The organism is Amphibacillus sp. Q70, from assembly GCF_052055485.1.
Lineage (GTDB): Bacteria > Bacillota > Bacilli > Bacillales > Amphibacillaceae > Amphibacillus.
Window position 1 is genome coordinate 3,382,873 of sequence record NZ_CP197171.1, and the last position, 14,470, is coordinate 3,397,342.

General features: G+C 35.2%; 12 protein-coding genes. 1 reads left to right on the top strand and 11 read right to left on the bottom strand.

Annotated features, from left to right (window positions below; genetic code table 11):
* Positions 1–128: 128 nt before the first annotated feature.
* The 6 genes from hrcA to gpr all read right to left on the bottom strand — a co-directional run bounded on the left by hrcA (position 129) and on the right by gpr (position 7,393).
* Positions 129–1,151 (bottom strand): heat-inducible transcriptional repressor HrcA, encoded by a 1,023-nt coding sequence (gene hrcA, locus ACS127_RS15335; protein ID WP_440895895.1) that lies wholly within the window; start codon positions 1,149–1,151, stop codon positions 129–131.
* 147 nt (positions 1,152–1,298) lie between these two features.
* Positions 1,299–2,450, bottom strand: coding sequence for a radical SAM family heme chaperone HemW (gene hemW / locus ACS127_RS15340; protein ID WP_440895896.1), 1,152 nt, complete (start codon positions 2,448–2,450; stop codon positions 1,299–1,301).
* 198 nt (positions 2,451–2,648) lie between these two features.
* Positions 2,649–4,463 (bottom strand): translation elongation factor 4, encoded by a 1,815-nt coding sequence (gene lepA, locus ACS127_RS15345; RefSeq protein WP_440895897.1) that lies wholly within the window; start codon positions 4,461–4,463, stop codon positions 2,649–2,651.
* A 293-nt stretch (positions 4,464–4,756) separates the two neighbouring features.
* The gene (locus tag ACS127_RS15350) at positions 4,757–5,053 is read right to left on the bottom strand and encodes a hypothetical protein (protein ID WP_440895898.1); all 297 of its coding nucleotides are present in this window, start codon (positions 5,051–5,053) and stop codon (positions 4,757–4,759) included.
* A gap of 20 nt (positions 5,054–5,073) precedes the next feature.
* Complete coding sequence (gene spoIIP / locus ACS127_RS15355) at positions 5,074–6,225, bottom strand: stage II sporulation protein P (protein WP_440895899.1); 1,152 nt, start codon at positions 6,223–6,225, stop codon at positions 5,074–5,076.
* A 76-nt stretch (positions 6,226–6,301) separates the two neighbouring features.
* Positions 6,302–7,393, bottom strand: a complete 1,092-nt coding sequence (gene gpr, locus ACS127_RS15360) for a GPR endopeptidase (RefSeq protein WP_440895900.1) — start codon at positions 7,391–7,393, stop codon at positions 6,302–6,304.
* Positions 7,394–7,571: 178 nt separating this feature from the next.
* On the opposite strand from gpr, the gene rpsT reads away from it, so the two are divergent.
* Entirely contained in the window at positions 7,572–7,838 is a 267-nt protein-coding gene (rpsT, locus tag ACS127_RS15365) for a 30S ribosomal protein S20 (RefSeq protein WP_440895901.1), read from the top strand.
* A 393-nt stretch (positions 7,839–8,231) separates the two neighbouring features.
* On the opposite strand, the gene holA is transcribed toward rpsT, so the two are convergent.
* From holA to ACS127_RS15390, 5 genes are all read right to left on the bottom strand, one after another.
* Positions 8,232–9,254 (bottom strand): DNA polymerase III subunit delta, encoded by a 1,023-nt coding sequence (holA, locus tag ACS127_RS15370; RefSeq protein ID WP_440895902.1) that lies wholly within the window; start codon positions 9,252–9,254, stop codon positions 8,232–8,234.
* A gap of 307 nt (positions 9,255–9,561) precedes the next feature.
* Positions 9,562–11,835: a DNA internalization-related competence protein ComEC/Rec2 gene (locus ACS127_RS15375; protein ID WP_440895903.1), complete on the bottom strand. Its 2,274-nt coding sequence runs from the start codon at positions 11,833–11,835 to the stop codon at positions 9,562–9,564.
* 24 nt (positions 11,836–11,859) lie between these two features.
* Entirely contained in the window at positions 11,860–12,315 is a 456-nt protein-coding gene (locus ACS127_RS15380) for a ComE operon protein 2 (RefSeq protein ID WP_440895904.1), read from the bottom strand.
* Between the two features lie 27 nt (positions 12,316–12,342).
* Positions 12,343–12,954, bottom strand: coding sequence for a helix-hairpin-helix domain-containing protein (locus ACS127_RS15385; protein ID WP_440895905.1), 612 nt, complete (start codon positions 12,952–12,954; stop codon positions 12,343–12,345).
* A 722-nt stretch (positions 12,955–13,676) separates the two neighbouring features.
* Positions 13,677–14,462, bottom strand: coding sequence for a class I SAM-dependent DNA methyltransferase (locus ACS127_RS15390; RefSeq protein ID WP_440895906.1), 786 nt, complete (start codon positions 14,460–14,462; stop codon positions 13,677–13,679).
* Between the last annotated feature and the right edge of the window lie 8 nt (positions 14,463–14,470).

Here is a 14,470-nt window from a genome sequence, read left to right on the forward strand (position 1 = left end):
TAACCCTATTACTCAATAGTTAGTAGCTATGTCTCCATTACTACCATCCATCGATAAACTGTCACTTGTTGAGAAAACCTATCAATGGAACAATTCACTTTAGTTATCGATCTTAAATCCTCTATACACTACCAGTCGTGAAAAGTATGTGACATTCGCTTAGATAATAAACGCATCAATGATACGACTCGAGCATAATCCATTCTCTTTGGCCCTAATAACGCAATAGTTCCCAGTTGTTCACCAGACAATGAATATGTCGCTGTGATCAAACTTAAATCCTGCATCTCATTTATTTTATTTTCATGGCCAATTGATATTTGAATTCCTTTTTCAGAAGCTCTTAACAACTTTGCCATTAAATCTTCTTTTTCAATGATCGAATATAGCGAATGAATTTTTGTCACATCATTAAACTCTGGTTGCAAAAGCATATTTGTAATGCCGCTCATGTATACATTATCAGGCTGTTGATTAAATAATGCGCCGTTTAAATAGTCTAAAGCGATACTCACGTCTTCAATATAATGATTGAGAATATTGCTTAACTCAGCTTGAATTTTACTATGAAGCTGGATAATCGGTACATTATAAAATTGCTCATTTAAAATGTTGACTAGCTTTTCTAAATCAGCTGCGTTAATTTCAACTGGAATCGTAAATGAACGATGCTCTACATGACCACTATTGGTCACTAAAATAGCAACAGCAGTTGTCTTTGATAACTGGATAATTTGCAACTGTTTCAATGTTGTTTCATGAACCTCAGGTCCTAAAATGATTGACGTGTAATTTGTTAGATCTGATAGCACTTCACCAGATTTTTGTACAACCTGTTCAAACTCAACTAAATCTTGATCAAATACAGCCGAAATAATTTTCTGGTCCTTTTTCGACAAGTGAAATGGTAATAACATATGATCAACATAAAAACGATAACCTTTTTCAGAAGGTATTCGTCCTGAAGATGAGTGGGTTTTTTCAATATAACCCAATTCACCCAAATCAGCCATTTCATTTCTTATTGTTGCAGGGCTAAAGGATATCCCATCTATCTTGGATATCGCACGTGATCCAATTGGTTGAGCTGTTTGGATGAACTCATCAATTATCACTTGTAATATCAAAAGTTGTCTTTTTGATAGCTCCATCGATGATCACCTCTGTTAGCACTCTTACGATTCGAGTGCTAATACTAATAATAAATTATCAAATCATCCTTTCGTTGTCAACGAAAACACTCTGGAAACTTCAAAAATAGTAAAATCATTACTGAACTTCTGGAAAAGCTCAGTTTATCAGTTATCGAAATCTAATTCATCAAGTAGAAAACGTTGAAAAACTTCATTACCAAACAATTGGCCATGTTCTGTCATTCGAATATGGTCGTCAGTTTCCTCTAACCAACCACGTTCGACTAATTCAGCAATCTGCTGACCGTATACATCGGCTATTTTCCAATGATATTTATGCTTAAATTGTGCCTTGTTAACACCAGTCCTTTTTCTTAAGCCAAGAAACAGTTCCTCTTCTATTTGTTCCTTCTTACCAATTGTTTCAGTGTGCAAAACCGGCTGTCCTGAAAGATTGGCTTCCTTCACATAAGCCGGGAAAGGGCGTAAATTGATCAATCGTTTACCTGGCAAGTAACCACTAGCCCCTGCACCAAACCCATAATAATGTTGGTTATTCCAATAGGCTAAATTATGTTGACTTTCATAGCCTGGTTCAGCAAAATTACTAATTTCATATTGCAGTTTACCACTTTGCTTCATCTTTTCAATCAATAATTCAAACATTTTTGCTTCTTCTTCCTCTGGCGGCTTATGAAGCTTACCTTTCTGGTAACGCTGATAAAAGATCGTCTTCGGCTCAATTTGCAATGAATAAGATGAATAATGGGGTAAATCATAGGCCAAGGCTTGTTCTATCGAGTCGTTGAAGTTATCAAGCGTTTGATTAGGTAAACCATACATTAAGTCAATACTAATATTTTGGATCCCATATTTTAATAAATGGTTGAGGTTTTGATCAACATCCTTGACTCGGTGTAAGCGCCCTAAGTTTTCTAACATATGATCATCAAAAACCTGCACTCCCATCGAAATCCGATTTACACCATATGATTGAAGTAATTTAATCTTATCTTGATTTAAATCACCAGGATTAGCTTCAAACGTATACTCAAGTACTGAAGACACATCAATATTCTGATCAATTATTGTCAACAAATATTCAAGTTGGGTTAAATTTAAAGCTGTCGGTGTTCCACCCCCAACAAAGATTGTTCGCATCGGATGTTTTTTATTCTCTAAGTAAAAAGACATTTCTTTTGCTAGAGCTTGTAAATATTGATCTGCCATTTTTTCTTCATAAAAAAACTTCGTAAAATCACAATAATGACAAATTTTCTCGCAAAATGGAATATGGATATAAGTTGATGAAATCATCATGCTTCCCTCCTTCATCACACAGCATAGTTAAAGGAGCTGCCCTTTTAATGTCAGCTCCTTATCCATACGATTGAATAAAAACAGTCTCTTAATAATGATTAAAATTGTTTACTGCTGGCTCAACTCGAACAAGTTGAGTCGTTTCAAAAAGTAACAGGGGCTGCCTCTCACTCAGATCTAAGTGAAGTTAGTAACTTAATCATCATCCATTTGTAAAACAGACATGAACGCTTCTTGTGGGATTTCAACCGAACCGACCATCTTCATTCGTTTCTTACCTTCTTTTTGTTTTTCTAGCAATTTACGTTTACGCGAAATGTCTCCACCATAACACTTGGATAAAACATTTTTACGCATTGCTTTTATTGTTGAACGAGCAATAATCTTATTACCAATAGCCGCTTGGACAGGCACTTCAAATTGCTGCCTTGGAATTAATTTTTTTAGTTTTTCAACAATATGTTTGCCTCGCGCAAATGAAAAATCTTTATGAACAATAAACGACAAAGCATCGATCTTTTCTTCATTCAGAAGAATATCCATCTTAACGAGCTTTGAAGGCTTATAGCCATCAAGTTCATAATCTAATGAAGCATAGCCTTTTGTGTTTGACTTTAAAGCATCAAAAAAGTCATAGACGATTTCTGCTAATGGAATATTATAGATAACATTTACTCGAATGTCATCAAGGTAATCCATCCCAATAAAATCACCGCGCTTCTTCTGGCAAAGTTCCATAACGGCTCCGACATAATCATTCGGTACCATAATATTCGCTTTGACATAGGGCTCATAAACCTCTTCAATTAATTGGGTTTCAGGCATAAAAGATGGGTTATCAATCGAAATCGTGGTTCCATCTGTTTTTTCAATTTGATAAATCACACTCGGTGCTGTCGTAATTAAATCAATATTAAATTCGCGTTCAATTCGTTCTTGGATAATCTCCATATGCAGTAAACCGAGAAAACCACATCGAAAACCAAAACCAAGTGCTTGTGATGTCTCCGCCTCATATTGTAAAGAGGAATCATTTAATTCCAATCGTTCCAAAGCTTCACGCAAATCATTATACTTATTTGGATCAATTGGGTATAAACCGCAGAACACCATTGGATTTAATTTGCGATAGCCTGGTAAAGGTTCAGTGGCTGGATTATTGACAAGCGTAATGGTATCACCAACATGTGAATCACCAACATTTTTAATTGAGGCTGTCAGATAACCAACATCGCCCACTTCTAATTTGTCTAATGGTACCATTTTAGGGTTGAATACCCCAACTTCATTAACTTCAAATTCTTTACCATTAGCCATCATCTTTATTTTATCGCCTACTTTTACTGTGCCTTCTTTTACTCTTATGTAAGCAATGACGCCACGATATGAATCATACAATGAATCAAAAATCAGAGCTTTTAATGGTTGATTAACATCACCCTCTGGTGCTGGGATATTATCCACAACAGCTTCTAAAATGGATTCAATTCCAATCCCTGATTTTGCACTGACTAGTAGGGACTCTTCGCCATCAATACCAATGACATCCGTAATTTCTTGTTTTACACGTTCAGGATCGGCACTTGGCAAATCAATTTTATTAATAACTGGAATGATTTCCAAATCATTATCTAAAGCTAAATATACATTTGCTAGGGTTTGTGCTTCTATACCTTGAGCGGCATCCACAACTAAAATGGCACCTTCACAAGCCGCTAAACTTCTTGAAACTTCATAAGTAAAGTCGACGTGTCCTGGTGTATCAATGAGATGAAAAATATATTCCTCACCGTCATGGTGTTGATACTTTAACTGAACAGCATTTAATTTAATGGTGATACCTCTTTCACGTTCTAAATCCATTGCATCAAGAAACTGTGCTTTCATTTCACGTTGAGTTAAGGCCTGTGTCTTTTCTAAAATTCTATCAGCTAGCGTTGATTTTCCATGGTCAATGTGTGCAATAATGGAAAAGTTACGCACATTTTTTTGTTCTCGTTCTTTTGCCACAATTTTTCACTCCTATACGTCGGACAATGTACAAAGTTGATTATAGCAGTGATAAGTGATTGATTCAATTATTTCTTAATTTGAATTCCTCAAAATCATGAGTTGTCTTCTTAGCCAAGAGGTTTGTAGTATCAAGAATGGGGTTATGAATGGATTAGAGTCTGCCCTCACATAGTCAGATCCCCTAGATTAACCAGAGACTGAAAAGAGCAAGACTCTATCACGGACGCTAATTTAATTCGTTAAATCTGTATACTATCATTTCTTATGTCAATTATCTCTTGATAATTTAGTTAAATAACACTCGCTAAATCCGTCACAATGGTAATGATACTTTCATAAATCAACAAACCTGATTTTTCAATCCATTGTGCTAAATGATAGGTGAGCGATTCTTGTTCTGTTAATTCTTCTTGTATCGTCACTTCATTTTCCTCAAGTTCTGAGTAGAGATCTGCTGAACTGATTAAGACATGACTCTCTTCTTCCTTTGCCTGATCATTCTCATTTATATTTTGTTCTAAAATGAAGGTGACACCAAAAGTAAAGATAAATAAGAGAACTATACATTTAACTATGAATTTTATCATCGTCATTGCTCCTTTTAACATTAGTTACTTGACGCTTGTTCTGCATCCCAGTAATAATCCGCAAAGATATCTGCAAAAGCCTCTGCCGTTCGATAAAGCTCTTCCAACGTATTATCTACGCCCCCAAATTCAATTAATATGGCATTTTCTGAAACATCTTGATTATAAACACCATTCCTTCCCGAACCTCCCATTTCAACAACTCCTCTACTTAATCCAGGGTATTCCTTCTCCAGTTCCTCATGTAATACTGTCGCTAATTCAATATTTTTTTCATTTTGATCAAAATCTGCACCTACAACAAAAAACAATCGAGCGTAATCTTGATCATCTATGGTAATAGTTGTATCTTCTTTTCTCCGACTATCACGATGAATATCAAAGACATAGTTGAGTTCTTCATTTTGTGAAAAAGCTTCTTCTACAACAGGTTTTGAGGCTTCATAGGATTGCCAATATTCCCATCCTTGATCGTGCAATACTTGAGTAAAATCTGTTTGATCGACTAATGCACCGATCCCTTTTGTTGCCAATGTTTGTTTCATTTGCTCACTTATTAAGGTGACATTGACTTCTGGATGGAAAGCCGCATTCGGGTCTGTCACATCATCTAAATGAGGTAAAAAGGATTCTCGATTATGCGTATTATAAATAAAAACTGTTTTTTCGCTTACCTCTTCTGTAACTCCTTCCCCCTCATCGGCAACTGGAGGTGAGTCGATCACTGATCGATCTTCAAGGATAGTTTCTAATGGTGCTGATGATTCAACAGGTAAATTGGAATAGTTCGTATCGGCTTGACCAATAATAATCCGGTGTTGATAGGGATAAAAACCAGGTAACTCATTACCAAACAATGTTCTAATGTCCGTTCGATTAAGTTGTGTGGTGAACTGCAATAAGAAATCAGAAAAAGTTATATTAGGCAAGGCTTCATCATATTGAGATTTTAATGGTCTCAATTCAGCTGTTAACATGGTTAAATAAAAATCAGCACTTATATTCTCGGTAATATTTAATAGAGAAGTGTGCGAGCTTTTTTTACCCACAGGTACAGACACAATTGCACCGACTATTGAAAATAAAACAAAGCAAAGGACGATCCATATCAAAAGACATTTACCAAAAATACTAAATTGACTTTGTTGATAGTTATGCGTTAATTTAGACATAAAAAATCCTACCTTCTCTCTTTTATATAGTAGACTATATGATAGAGATCAGTAGGATAGAACCTTTGTTAGATGATTATCGGGTAAAGCTATTTGGCAGGTGACTATCAACATTTTCATGTAATGCCCCATTGATTCCGCTTGCCAAAAGATGACCTAGATCATGAATATAACTATCAACTTCCTTTGGTGTTACCATTAAATTATAACCAAGCGGACTTAAAACTTCTTTGATTAATTGACGCTTTTCATTTTCTTCAAGGGTACCAATCATACCAAAAAGCTCTGCTTTTTTTTCCTGTTTAGGCATATCCTCTTCAGTTAATTTTTTTCCGCCAAAGGTTAATGATGCTGGCGCTAGACTTTTTGATGGCTTGTGTGACTCTTTTAACTCTCGACCAAAATGTTTGAAAACATAATCAATTGTATCACTTGTGATCGTAACAGCATCAACCACTGTAGGTACTCCCATTGAGATAACTGGGATGCCAAAGGTTTCGTTACTTAATTCTTTCCGTTTATTACTAACTCCAGATCCAGGGTGAATCCCTGTATCTGATAATTGAATCGTTGTATTTACTCGGTCAATTCCCCGTGAGGCTAAGGCATCAATCGTAATGATAAAATCAGGATCGACTTCTTTAACAAGCCCTTGAATAATATCACTCGTTTCCATTCCTGTCACACCCATCACACCGGGAGAAAAGGCAGCAACGGGACGGTATCCATCCGCAACCGTTTCTGGATGATAGACAAATAAATGCTTAGTGACTAAAATTTTTTTAATGGTTTCTGGACCAAGTGCATCTGGTGTTACATAATCATTACCTAATCCAACCACTAAACAACTTTGAGATTCTTGAATATCGTGTTCTTTTAATAAATCAGCTAACAATAGACTTAATACTTGTGCCGTCTCCTGTTGCTCATCACTATCTGAATTTTTTATCGCATTTGTTTCTAAGGTGATATAACGACCAGCTTTCTTGTTAATCTTTTTTGCACCTATCTCATCAACTCGAACATCTGTTACATGATAGCCTTTGACTTTCTGCTCTGTTAGCACTACACCTTCGATATCTTGTGCCTGTCTTTCATCTTCGACATACATTTCTCTTGCCTCAATGGCTAAATCAGTACGCATCTGAAATTTATCATCATTTAGCATATCATTACCTCTTTTACTGTTTGATTAATCTCTTGATTACTTTTTCCTACATTATATTTTTAATACATTCAATCAATTATCGATATTTTTTATTGAAAACTCTATCAAGCTCTGGTAAAATATCTTTTGTTCTGTAATAATTGTAATGATGGACCTGAACAGGTGGAGGTGAAAAAATATGGCTAATATTAAATCAGCTATTAAACGTATTCGCGTTAACGAAAGTAGCCGCGTGGAAAATCAGACAGCTAAATCAAACATGCGTACCAACATCAAACATGTTGAAAACCTAGTCAATGAAAATAAAGTTGAAGAAGCACAAACTGCTTTAAAAACTGCAATCCAAAAAATTGATAAAGCCGTTCAAAAAGGTGTTGTTCACAAAAATAACGGTAATCGCCAAAAATCACGTTTAAGTAAAAAGGTAAACGGACTTGGTGCGTAATCTAATATGTTTAACAGTAAAAGAGGCTGTTACAAAATGTATGATGTACATCTTGTGACAACCTCTTTTTATGTAATCTAATCGATAATACGGTAACTATTTGCATCAATATGGAAGCTAATTGACCTTTTAATTCACTTCTAGAAAAGCTGAGCAGAACGTACCTATCTGATATTTCAATCGATCATTCAAGCCAAAATGTTAGATAGTGACCTTCTATCATACATTTCAAACAAAATCTCAAACCAAAATGTTGAATAGAATGTTTCAATCGCATGTCTAATATTGACAAAGAAAAAAGCTATTGAACAATATAGGCTTCATTGTGCAACAGCCCCTAATATTTGGACATAAGTTGTTACAAAGCACTAGTTAAAGCTAAATATATATATATTAGATCTTAATTAACTGATACAAAAGAACTTCAAAGGCTAAGTTCTTTTCCATTTTACCTTGTTTAATAGCTTGATCTGTCTGCGCGCAGACATCAATGTATTGATACAATTTTTCTAATGTGAATTTTTTTTCTCTATCCATTGACATTTTAATCACATATGGATGAACCTTTAATTGTTTCACCATTTGTTGTTGCCGATAACCTTTTTTTAATAAAACTTTCACTTGATAAATCGTGCGTAATTGTGAGGCTAACAAACCAATTAAAGCAATCGGTTCCTGATTTAATCGAATTAGGTCTCGATATATTTTTACCGCACCTTTTAAGTTCTTTTCAATCACCATATCAACAAGGGTTAAACCCGTTGCATTTCCTTGATGTGAAATCAACTCTTGAGCAATCTCGCTGGTAACCTTGCCATTTTCCCCAACATATAAAGCGAGCTTTTCAATTTCTTTTTCTAATAAAGCGAGATGTGTACCCGTTTCATTAATTAATAACTGTTCAGCTCCTTTATCAAAATAAATTTGATACTGACTTGATAAGTGGTCGACCCACTTGTCAATTTCCCACGCCTTCACTTCTTCACAATGAATCATCATCGCTTGTTTTTTTAATTGTTTGGTTATCTTTTTTCGTTCGTCCAATTTCTCATATGGTGCAATTAAAATAAGAGTCGAAAAATCAACAGGCTGTGATAAATACTCCAATAACTGATTAACATCATGTTCAACCTGTGTTTTTGCTTGCTTTGCTGTTAAAAAAAACGCCTGATTAGCAATCACAATTTTATTATCCGTGAAAAAAGGATAGGTTTCAACTTCTAATATAACATCATCAATTGCTGTTTCCTCAAGATCATATTGTATAATGTTTTCCTGATCTTGATTCTTATTATTAACTAACTGAATAATTTGGTTTACAACAGATTCGATTAAATACTGTTCTTCACCATATAATAAAAAAATAGGCGCAGTTGTCTTTTTCTTTAATTGTTTTACAGCTTCCAAATAATTCATCTTTGCCATCTCCGATCAAAACAATATCAATTACTATCCTAAAGCTTGTTGAACAGTTTGACAAGAAAAAAAAGAAAGGGATCAGAGACATCTCCCTTTCTTTTATCTATATAAACGATTAATGAACAGACCTAGGTAACTGAACATTAATCGATATTTGGTTGCTGTTTTTTATCTCTATAAATTACTTTCACCAATTTTTTGTTTATTACGCCTGTTAACTGTTGCTAACTTAGGTAATCTTCAGCTCTTATTAAGATAATTGGTTAGCCACCATTTTAGTTACATCATGTTATTTATTAATAGCTTATGGGATAAACGGCAAAAAGGTTCCTCCTGGCTTACTGTTATGAAAAATAAATTGAATGGCTCCATTTTGATCTGTCCGATAAATAGTAAAATTTGCTTCTTCCAATCGTGAAATAACTTGTTCATTTGGATGATTAAAAAAATTATTTCTTCCGACTGAAATAAGTACATTATTGGGCGCAGTCACTTCCAGAAAGGTCGAAGAGCTAGAGGTGGCGCTCCCGTGATGTGGAACTGACAATGTATCAATTGATAATTTGGGAAAATTACTGATCAACTCCTTTTCAACCCGTTCTGAAATATCACCAGTAAGTAACCATGAATCATTTGAGAACATCGTATAGAGAACTAAAGAGTTATCATTTCGATCGCCCCAATCTTGGCTAGGACCAAGGACAAAAAATTCTTGCTCCGCAACGTTGAACGATTGACCAAATGATACGACTTCCAGATCAATATCTAATTGACTGAGTAATGATTGTATTGATTCCGGCCATTGAAAATAAACTGAAGTGATGAGGGTTTGAACAGAGAAATCATTGAGTAGATAGGCTAAGCTGCCGATATGGTCATGATCTTCATGTGAAAGAATCACCCCATCGATTTGACTAATCCCGGCTTGATATAAATAAGGTTTAATTATTTGTTGGTATACTTTATCTGAAGTCATCTCGAAATCAGCTCCTAAAGTAGCTCCAACATCATATAATATGACACCACGACGATAGGGTAGTTCAATGATTAGCGTGTCAGATTGACCGACATCAAGTGTCGTAACTTTACCATATGGGTTAAAGTAAGGAGTTAACTGATGAAGCATTAAAATGGCCATAAGACAGATAAATGCATAACATGATTGTTGTCTTTTTTTTCTTTCGAATTGTGCTAATAAATAAAATAAAGTGAGGTAAAAAAGAAACATAAACAAGGGTGAAAGGGAGCCAGTAATGATCGGTCGATAAAAAAATTGATCTACATGGGTTAAAACAAATAAAAAAAGACCATTTATTTGCTCAATAAACATGTCCAATATCCTCATTAAGGGTGGACAAACAAAGCAAGTCAGATAGGTTATAAATATGATTGGAATAAAAAAAATACTAAAGTAAAGCGTAGCAAAAACATTCAAAAAGAAACTATAAGGGTTAAATATATAAAAAGAACTAACTTGAATGGGTATTGTCATTAAAATACTAAGTCCAGTTATATAAGCAGCTATTAAAATAGGCTGGCTGATTTGAGCAAGAATCTTTTTTGAAAGTAAAATTGAAAATGTAATCAGATATGAAAACTGAAAACCAAGGTGGTAAATCCAATCGGGTTTAATCAATAGGAGCAAAACGAAGGAAATACTTAGAAAGTCGATAGTCGCAACTCGATGGCGATGATACCATGCAAGATAATTTAGACTACTGACGATGGATGCACGCCAAATCGAAGGAGCACCACCTGCCATGAACGGATAAAGTAATAAGAAAATGATCAGCAATTGATAAGTCGATTCTTTTGTTAAGCGGAAAACATGAATTAAGGTGAAATGAATAATCACTACGAGGATACTAATATGTAATCCTGAAATGGATAATAAATGTGTTAGGTGCCACCTTTGAAATAACTCAAGGAGATCGTCATCAATGGCTGCCCGATTTCCGAGTACTAGCGATTTAGTCCATGAAGCTGTATGCTCACTAAGCTGTTGAGTTAAATAAGCTAACTGCTTCTGACGAAAAGATTGCAGTTGCCCAATCAGATTAATGCCTTCACAGTATAGCTGTTCATTTTGATCGATAACTATTTGGTAATAGATGTTTTGATTGGACAAATATTTTTGATAATTAAATTGTCCTGGATTAGTTGCTTGATCTGGAAGTTGTAGATTACCGGTAACCTGGCAAGTGGCTCCAACGTTAATCATTGAATTTAAACCTGTGAAATCATTGACTTGAAACTGCTCATTCGAATGAGGATCCTTAATGGTAAAGATTGTATAATCATCCGTTTGTTTATCAATTGCCGTTACCTTACCTACTAGTGAAACTTCAGTATCTAAATCGAACGGATCATCTGGCTGATCTTGGACAAAATGATGTGAGAAGAAAAAGGCAACTAAGATCAGCACGGTTAATTCGATGACCGATATTTTTTTTCGCTTGAACCAAATAAATAATAGAGCTAACCAAATTAGGCAAACAAGCAACCAAATCGTAAATTTATTGGCTATATAAAAACCAACCAATACTGATATAACTAATAAATACCCCTTCCCTCTCACTGAAAACCTCCTTTAACGAATCAATCATTTTCCTATTAAATTCAAGGTTTGTTCCTCTAATGGGATATATTGAGCCTCAACGTTTGCCTCTTTAAATAAGTCAATCGCATAAGGATGATTTTTATAATCTTTTGCATAATAAACCGTTTTAATCCCTGCTTGAATAATCGATTTGCAACACTGCAAACACGGAAAATGTGTCACATATATTTCTGCACCTTCAGTGGGGACACCAAATTTTGCACATTGTAAAATAGCATTCATTTCGGCATGTACCGTTCGAACACAGTGACCGTCAATGACATAACACCCTTCTTCGATACAGTGTGCACTTCCCGAGACACTTCCATTATAGCCTCCCGCAATGATTCGTTTATCCCTTACGATTGTTGCACCAACCATTAGCCGTTCACACGTGCTCCTCAGTGCAATGAGATGACTTTGTGCCATAAAATATTGATGCCAAGAAATTCGTTCCATCTTTCTACCCCTTTTTAAATAAAATTTTTACGGTACAATAATATACTCTGCTAAATTTTCAATTGTTTTTGCCCCAAAGCCAGAAATATTTTGTAAATCTTCAAGCTCTTTAAATGGACCATTTTCTTCACGGTATTGAATAATAGCTAAAGCTTTAGTTGCACCAATTCCTGGTAATTGTTCTAATTCTGCTTGAGTTGCATGATTGATTCTTATTTTATCATGACTTGAATCAGAATGAACCATTAAATCTTCATCTTCAGATTCACTTAGAACAAAAATGACCATTTCATCATAAACCTTTTCGGCTAGATTGATTTGCTTTTCATCGGCTCCATCAGTAAAACCGCCTGCGGTTTCAATCACATCAATCACTCGATCATCTGGATCAACCAAATAAACACCGGGATGATAGACTTCGCCTTTAATATCCACATATATTTTTTCATGACTTGAAATAATATCATCTTCGGGTGAATCTTCGAGAGGATTTGATGAGGTTTCATGTGTTGAGGAATCAAATGAAGTAGATTCTGTAGATGTTTGAAACAAATCAGCGAGTATAAATTCCCACATTAAGCCGACCAATAATAAAATGCATACAATAAAAACAATGAGATTATCTTTTATCCATTTCACAGCACACCTCAATTAAAGTAATTTTTTATCAAGCGATATGTTAGTGTTTCGACATCATCTGTTAAAGTTCCTTTATAAAATTAAAAAAAGTACAAAAATGTACTTTTTAAATTACCCATAATTTTTGAAGTGATCAATGCTAAGTCTCTTTGTTGCTTTTCGTGACAAAATTAGCTTGAGCTAAATAGCTAGCCATATTGAAACGAAGCTTCAATCAGTGAGAGTTTTTCGACGCACAAATCTTTTCGGTGGGACGAGTAACCGCAGTCCCAAATCTTTTCGGTGGGACGAGTAACCGCAGTCCCAAATCTCTTCGGTGGGACGAGTAACCGCAGTCCCAAGTCTCTTCGGTGGGGCGAGTAATCACACAAAGGAAAGCTACGAAGCATTTGCATCGCAAGAATAAGTGTCTTACTTATTCTGAGCCCCAGTCCCAAGTCTTTTCGATGGGGTGAGTAACCGCAACCCTAGACGTTGCCACAAGACTTGGTGATTTTAGTTTGCGTCCCTCATTACTTACTGATGAGGGACATAAGCTAACATCGTGTTGCCCCGAGTTTTACGGGCAGTTATCTGTAATAAAATGATTTGATTAAGTGGATCTGCCATTCACACTTTCTCGTTAAAATTTACCTATTTTCAGCTGAATCTAATTACTTTTCTAAAAAACATAGAAAATCAGCAAGCTCGTTAAATCTGGCTCTAACTTGCTCAATGATATATCATGAATCATTCACGGTATCGGTGTTAGCTTTTTTACGACAAGCAAAAAATAGGCGTTCGCCAAATGGGTCTGTAGTTAAATCATCAATAGGTTCTGTTTGAAAATCTGTAAATACTTTAACATCTTTAAAGCCTGCTTCAAATAATAAATTAAGATAAATCGATAATGGATAGGTCCTTTGGTGATGAAATTCATCGAACCTTTGATATTTATCATCTTCTTGAAGGAAAAAAGTGAGTTCATGCATCATTTCACCTTTATGATCACCAGGATAACAAAACCAAATATAAGCTAACTGATCATAGACTTCAGAGAAGAGCTGATCGACCATTTCATTTTGAACATAATCCATGCTGTGGACATCAAACAAAAATATACCATCCTCACTTAAGCTCTGATAAGCTCGTTGAAAAGCAGCACTTACTTTCTCTTGCTCAGTTATGTAATTGATCACATCGCAATAACTAATAATAAGATCATAATTGCTCAAGCCCTCTAATTGGGTCATATCTTGTTTTAGCCATTGAATATCAAGCTTCTTTTCTAAGGCATGAGAAGCAGCTTCAACTAACATATCTTCTGATAAATCAACCCCTGTTAGTTGATATCCCCTTTCTGCCAATCGCCAAGTCACTTGACCCGTCCCACAACCTAAGTCTAAGATCTTCGTTTGCTGATTAGGAACCTCTTTTGATAAGAAAGATTCTGTAAATTCAACCCATTGTTCATAAGGCGCATCCTCCATCAGAAAATCATAAAGCTTGGCTAACTTTTGATAGGTCATTTTTATCC

What these genes read in the sequence shown, in the direction of transcription:
- hrcA (WP_440895895.1), bottom strand. Translation starts at nt 1,151, where the DNA reads ATGGAGCTATCAAAAAGACAACTTTTGATATTACAAGTGATAATTGAT.
- hemW (WP_440895896.1), bottom strand. Translation starts at nt 2,450, where the DNA reads ATGATTTCATCAACTTATATCCATATTCCATTTTGCGAGAAAATTTGT.
- ACS127_RS15350 (WP_440895898.1), bottom strand. Translation starts at nt 5,053, where the DNA reads ATGATAAAATTCATAGTTAAATGTATAGTTCTCTTATTTATCTTTACT.
- spoIIP (WP_440895899.1), bottom strand. Translation starts at nt 6,225, where the DNA reads ATGTCTAAATTAACGCATAACTATCAACAAAGTCAATTTAGTATTTTT.
- gpr (WP_440895900.1), bottom strand. Translation starts at nt 7,393, where the DNA reads ATGCTAAATGATGATAAATTTCAGATGCGTACTGATTTAGCCATTGAG.
- rpsT (WP_440895901.1), top strand. Translation starts at nt 7,572, where the DNA reads ATGGCTAATATTAAATCAGCTATTAAACGTATTCGCGTTAACGAAAGT.
- holA (WP_440895902.1), bottom strand. Translation starts at nt 9,254, where the DNA reads ATGAATTATTTGGAAGCTGTAAAACAATTAAAGAAAAAGACAACTGCG.
- ACS127_RS15380 (WP_440895904.1), bottom strand. Translation starts at nt 12,315, where the DNA reads ATGGAACGAATTTCTTGGCATCAATATTTTATGGCACAAAGTCATCTC.
- ACS127_RS15390 (WP_440895906.1), bottom strand. Translation starts at nt 14,462, where the DNA reads ATGACCTATCAAAAGTTAGCCAAGCTTTATGATTTTCTGATGGAGGAT.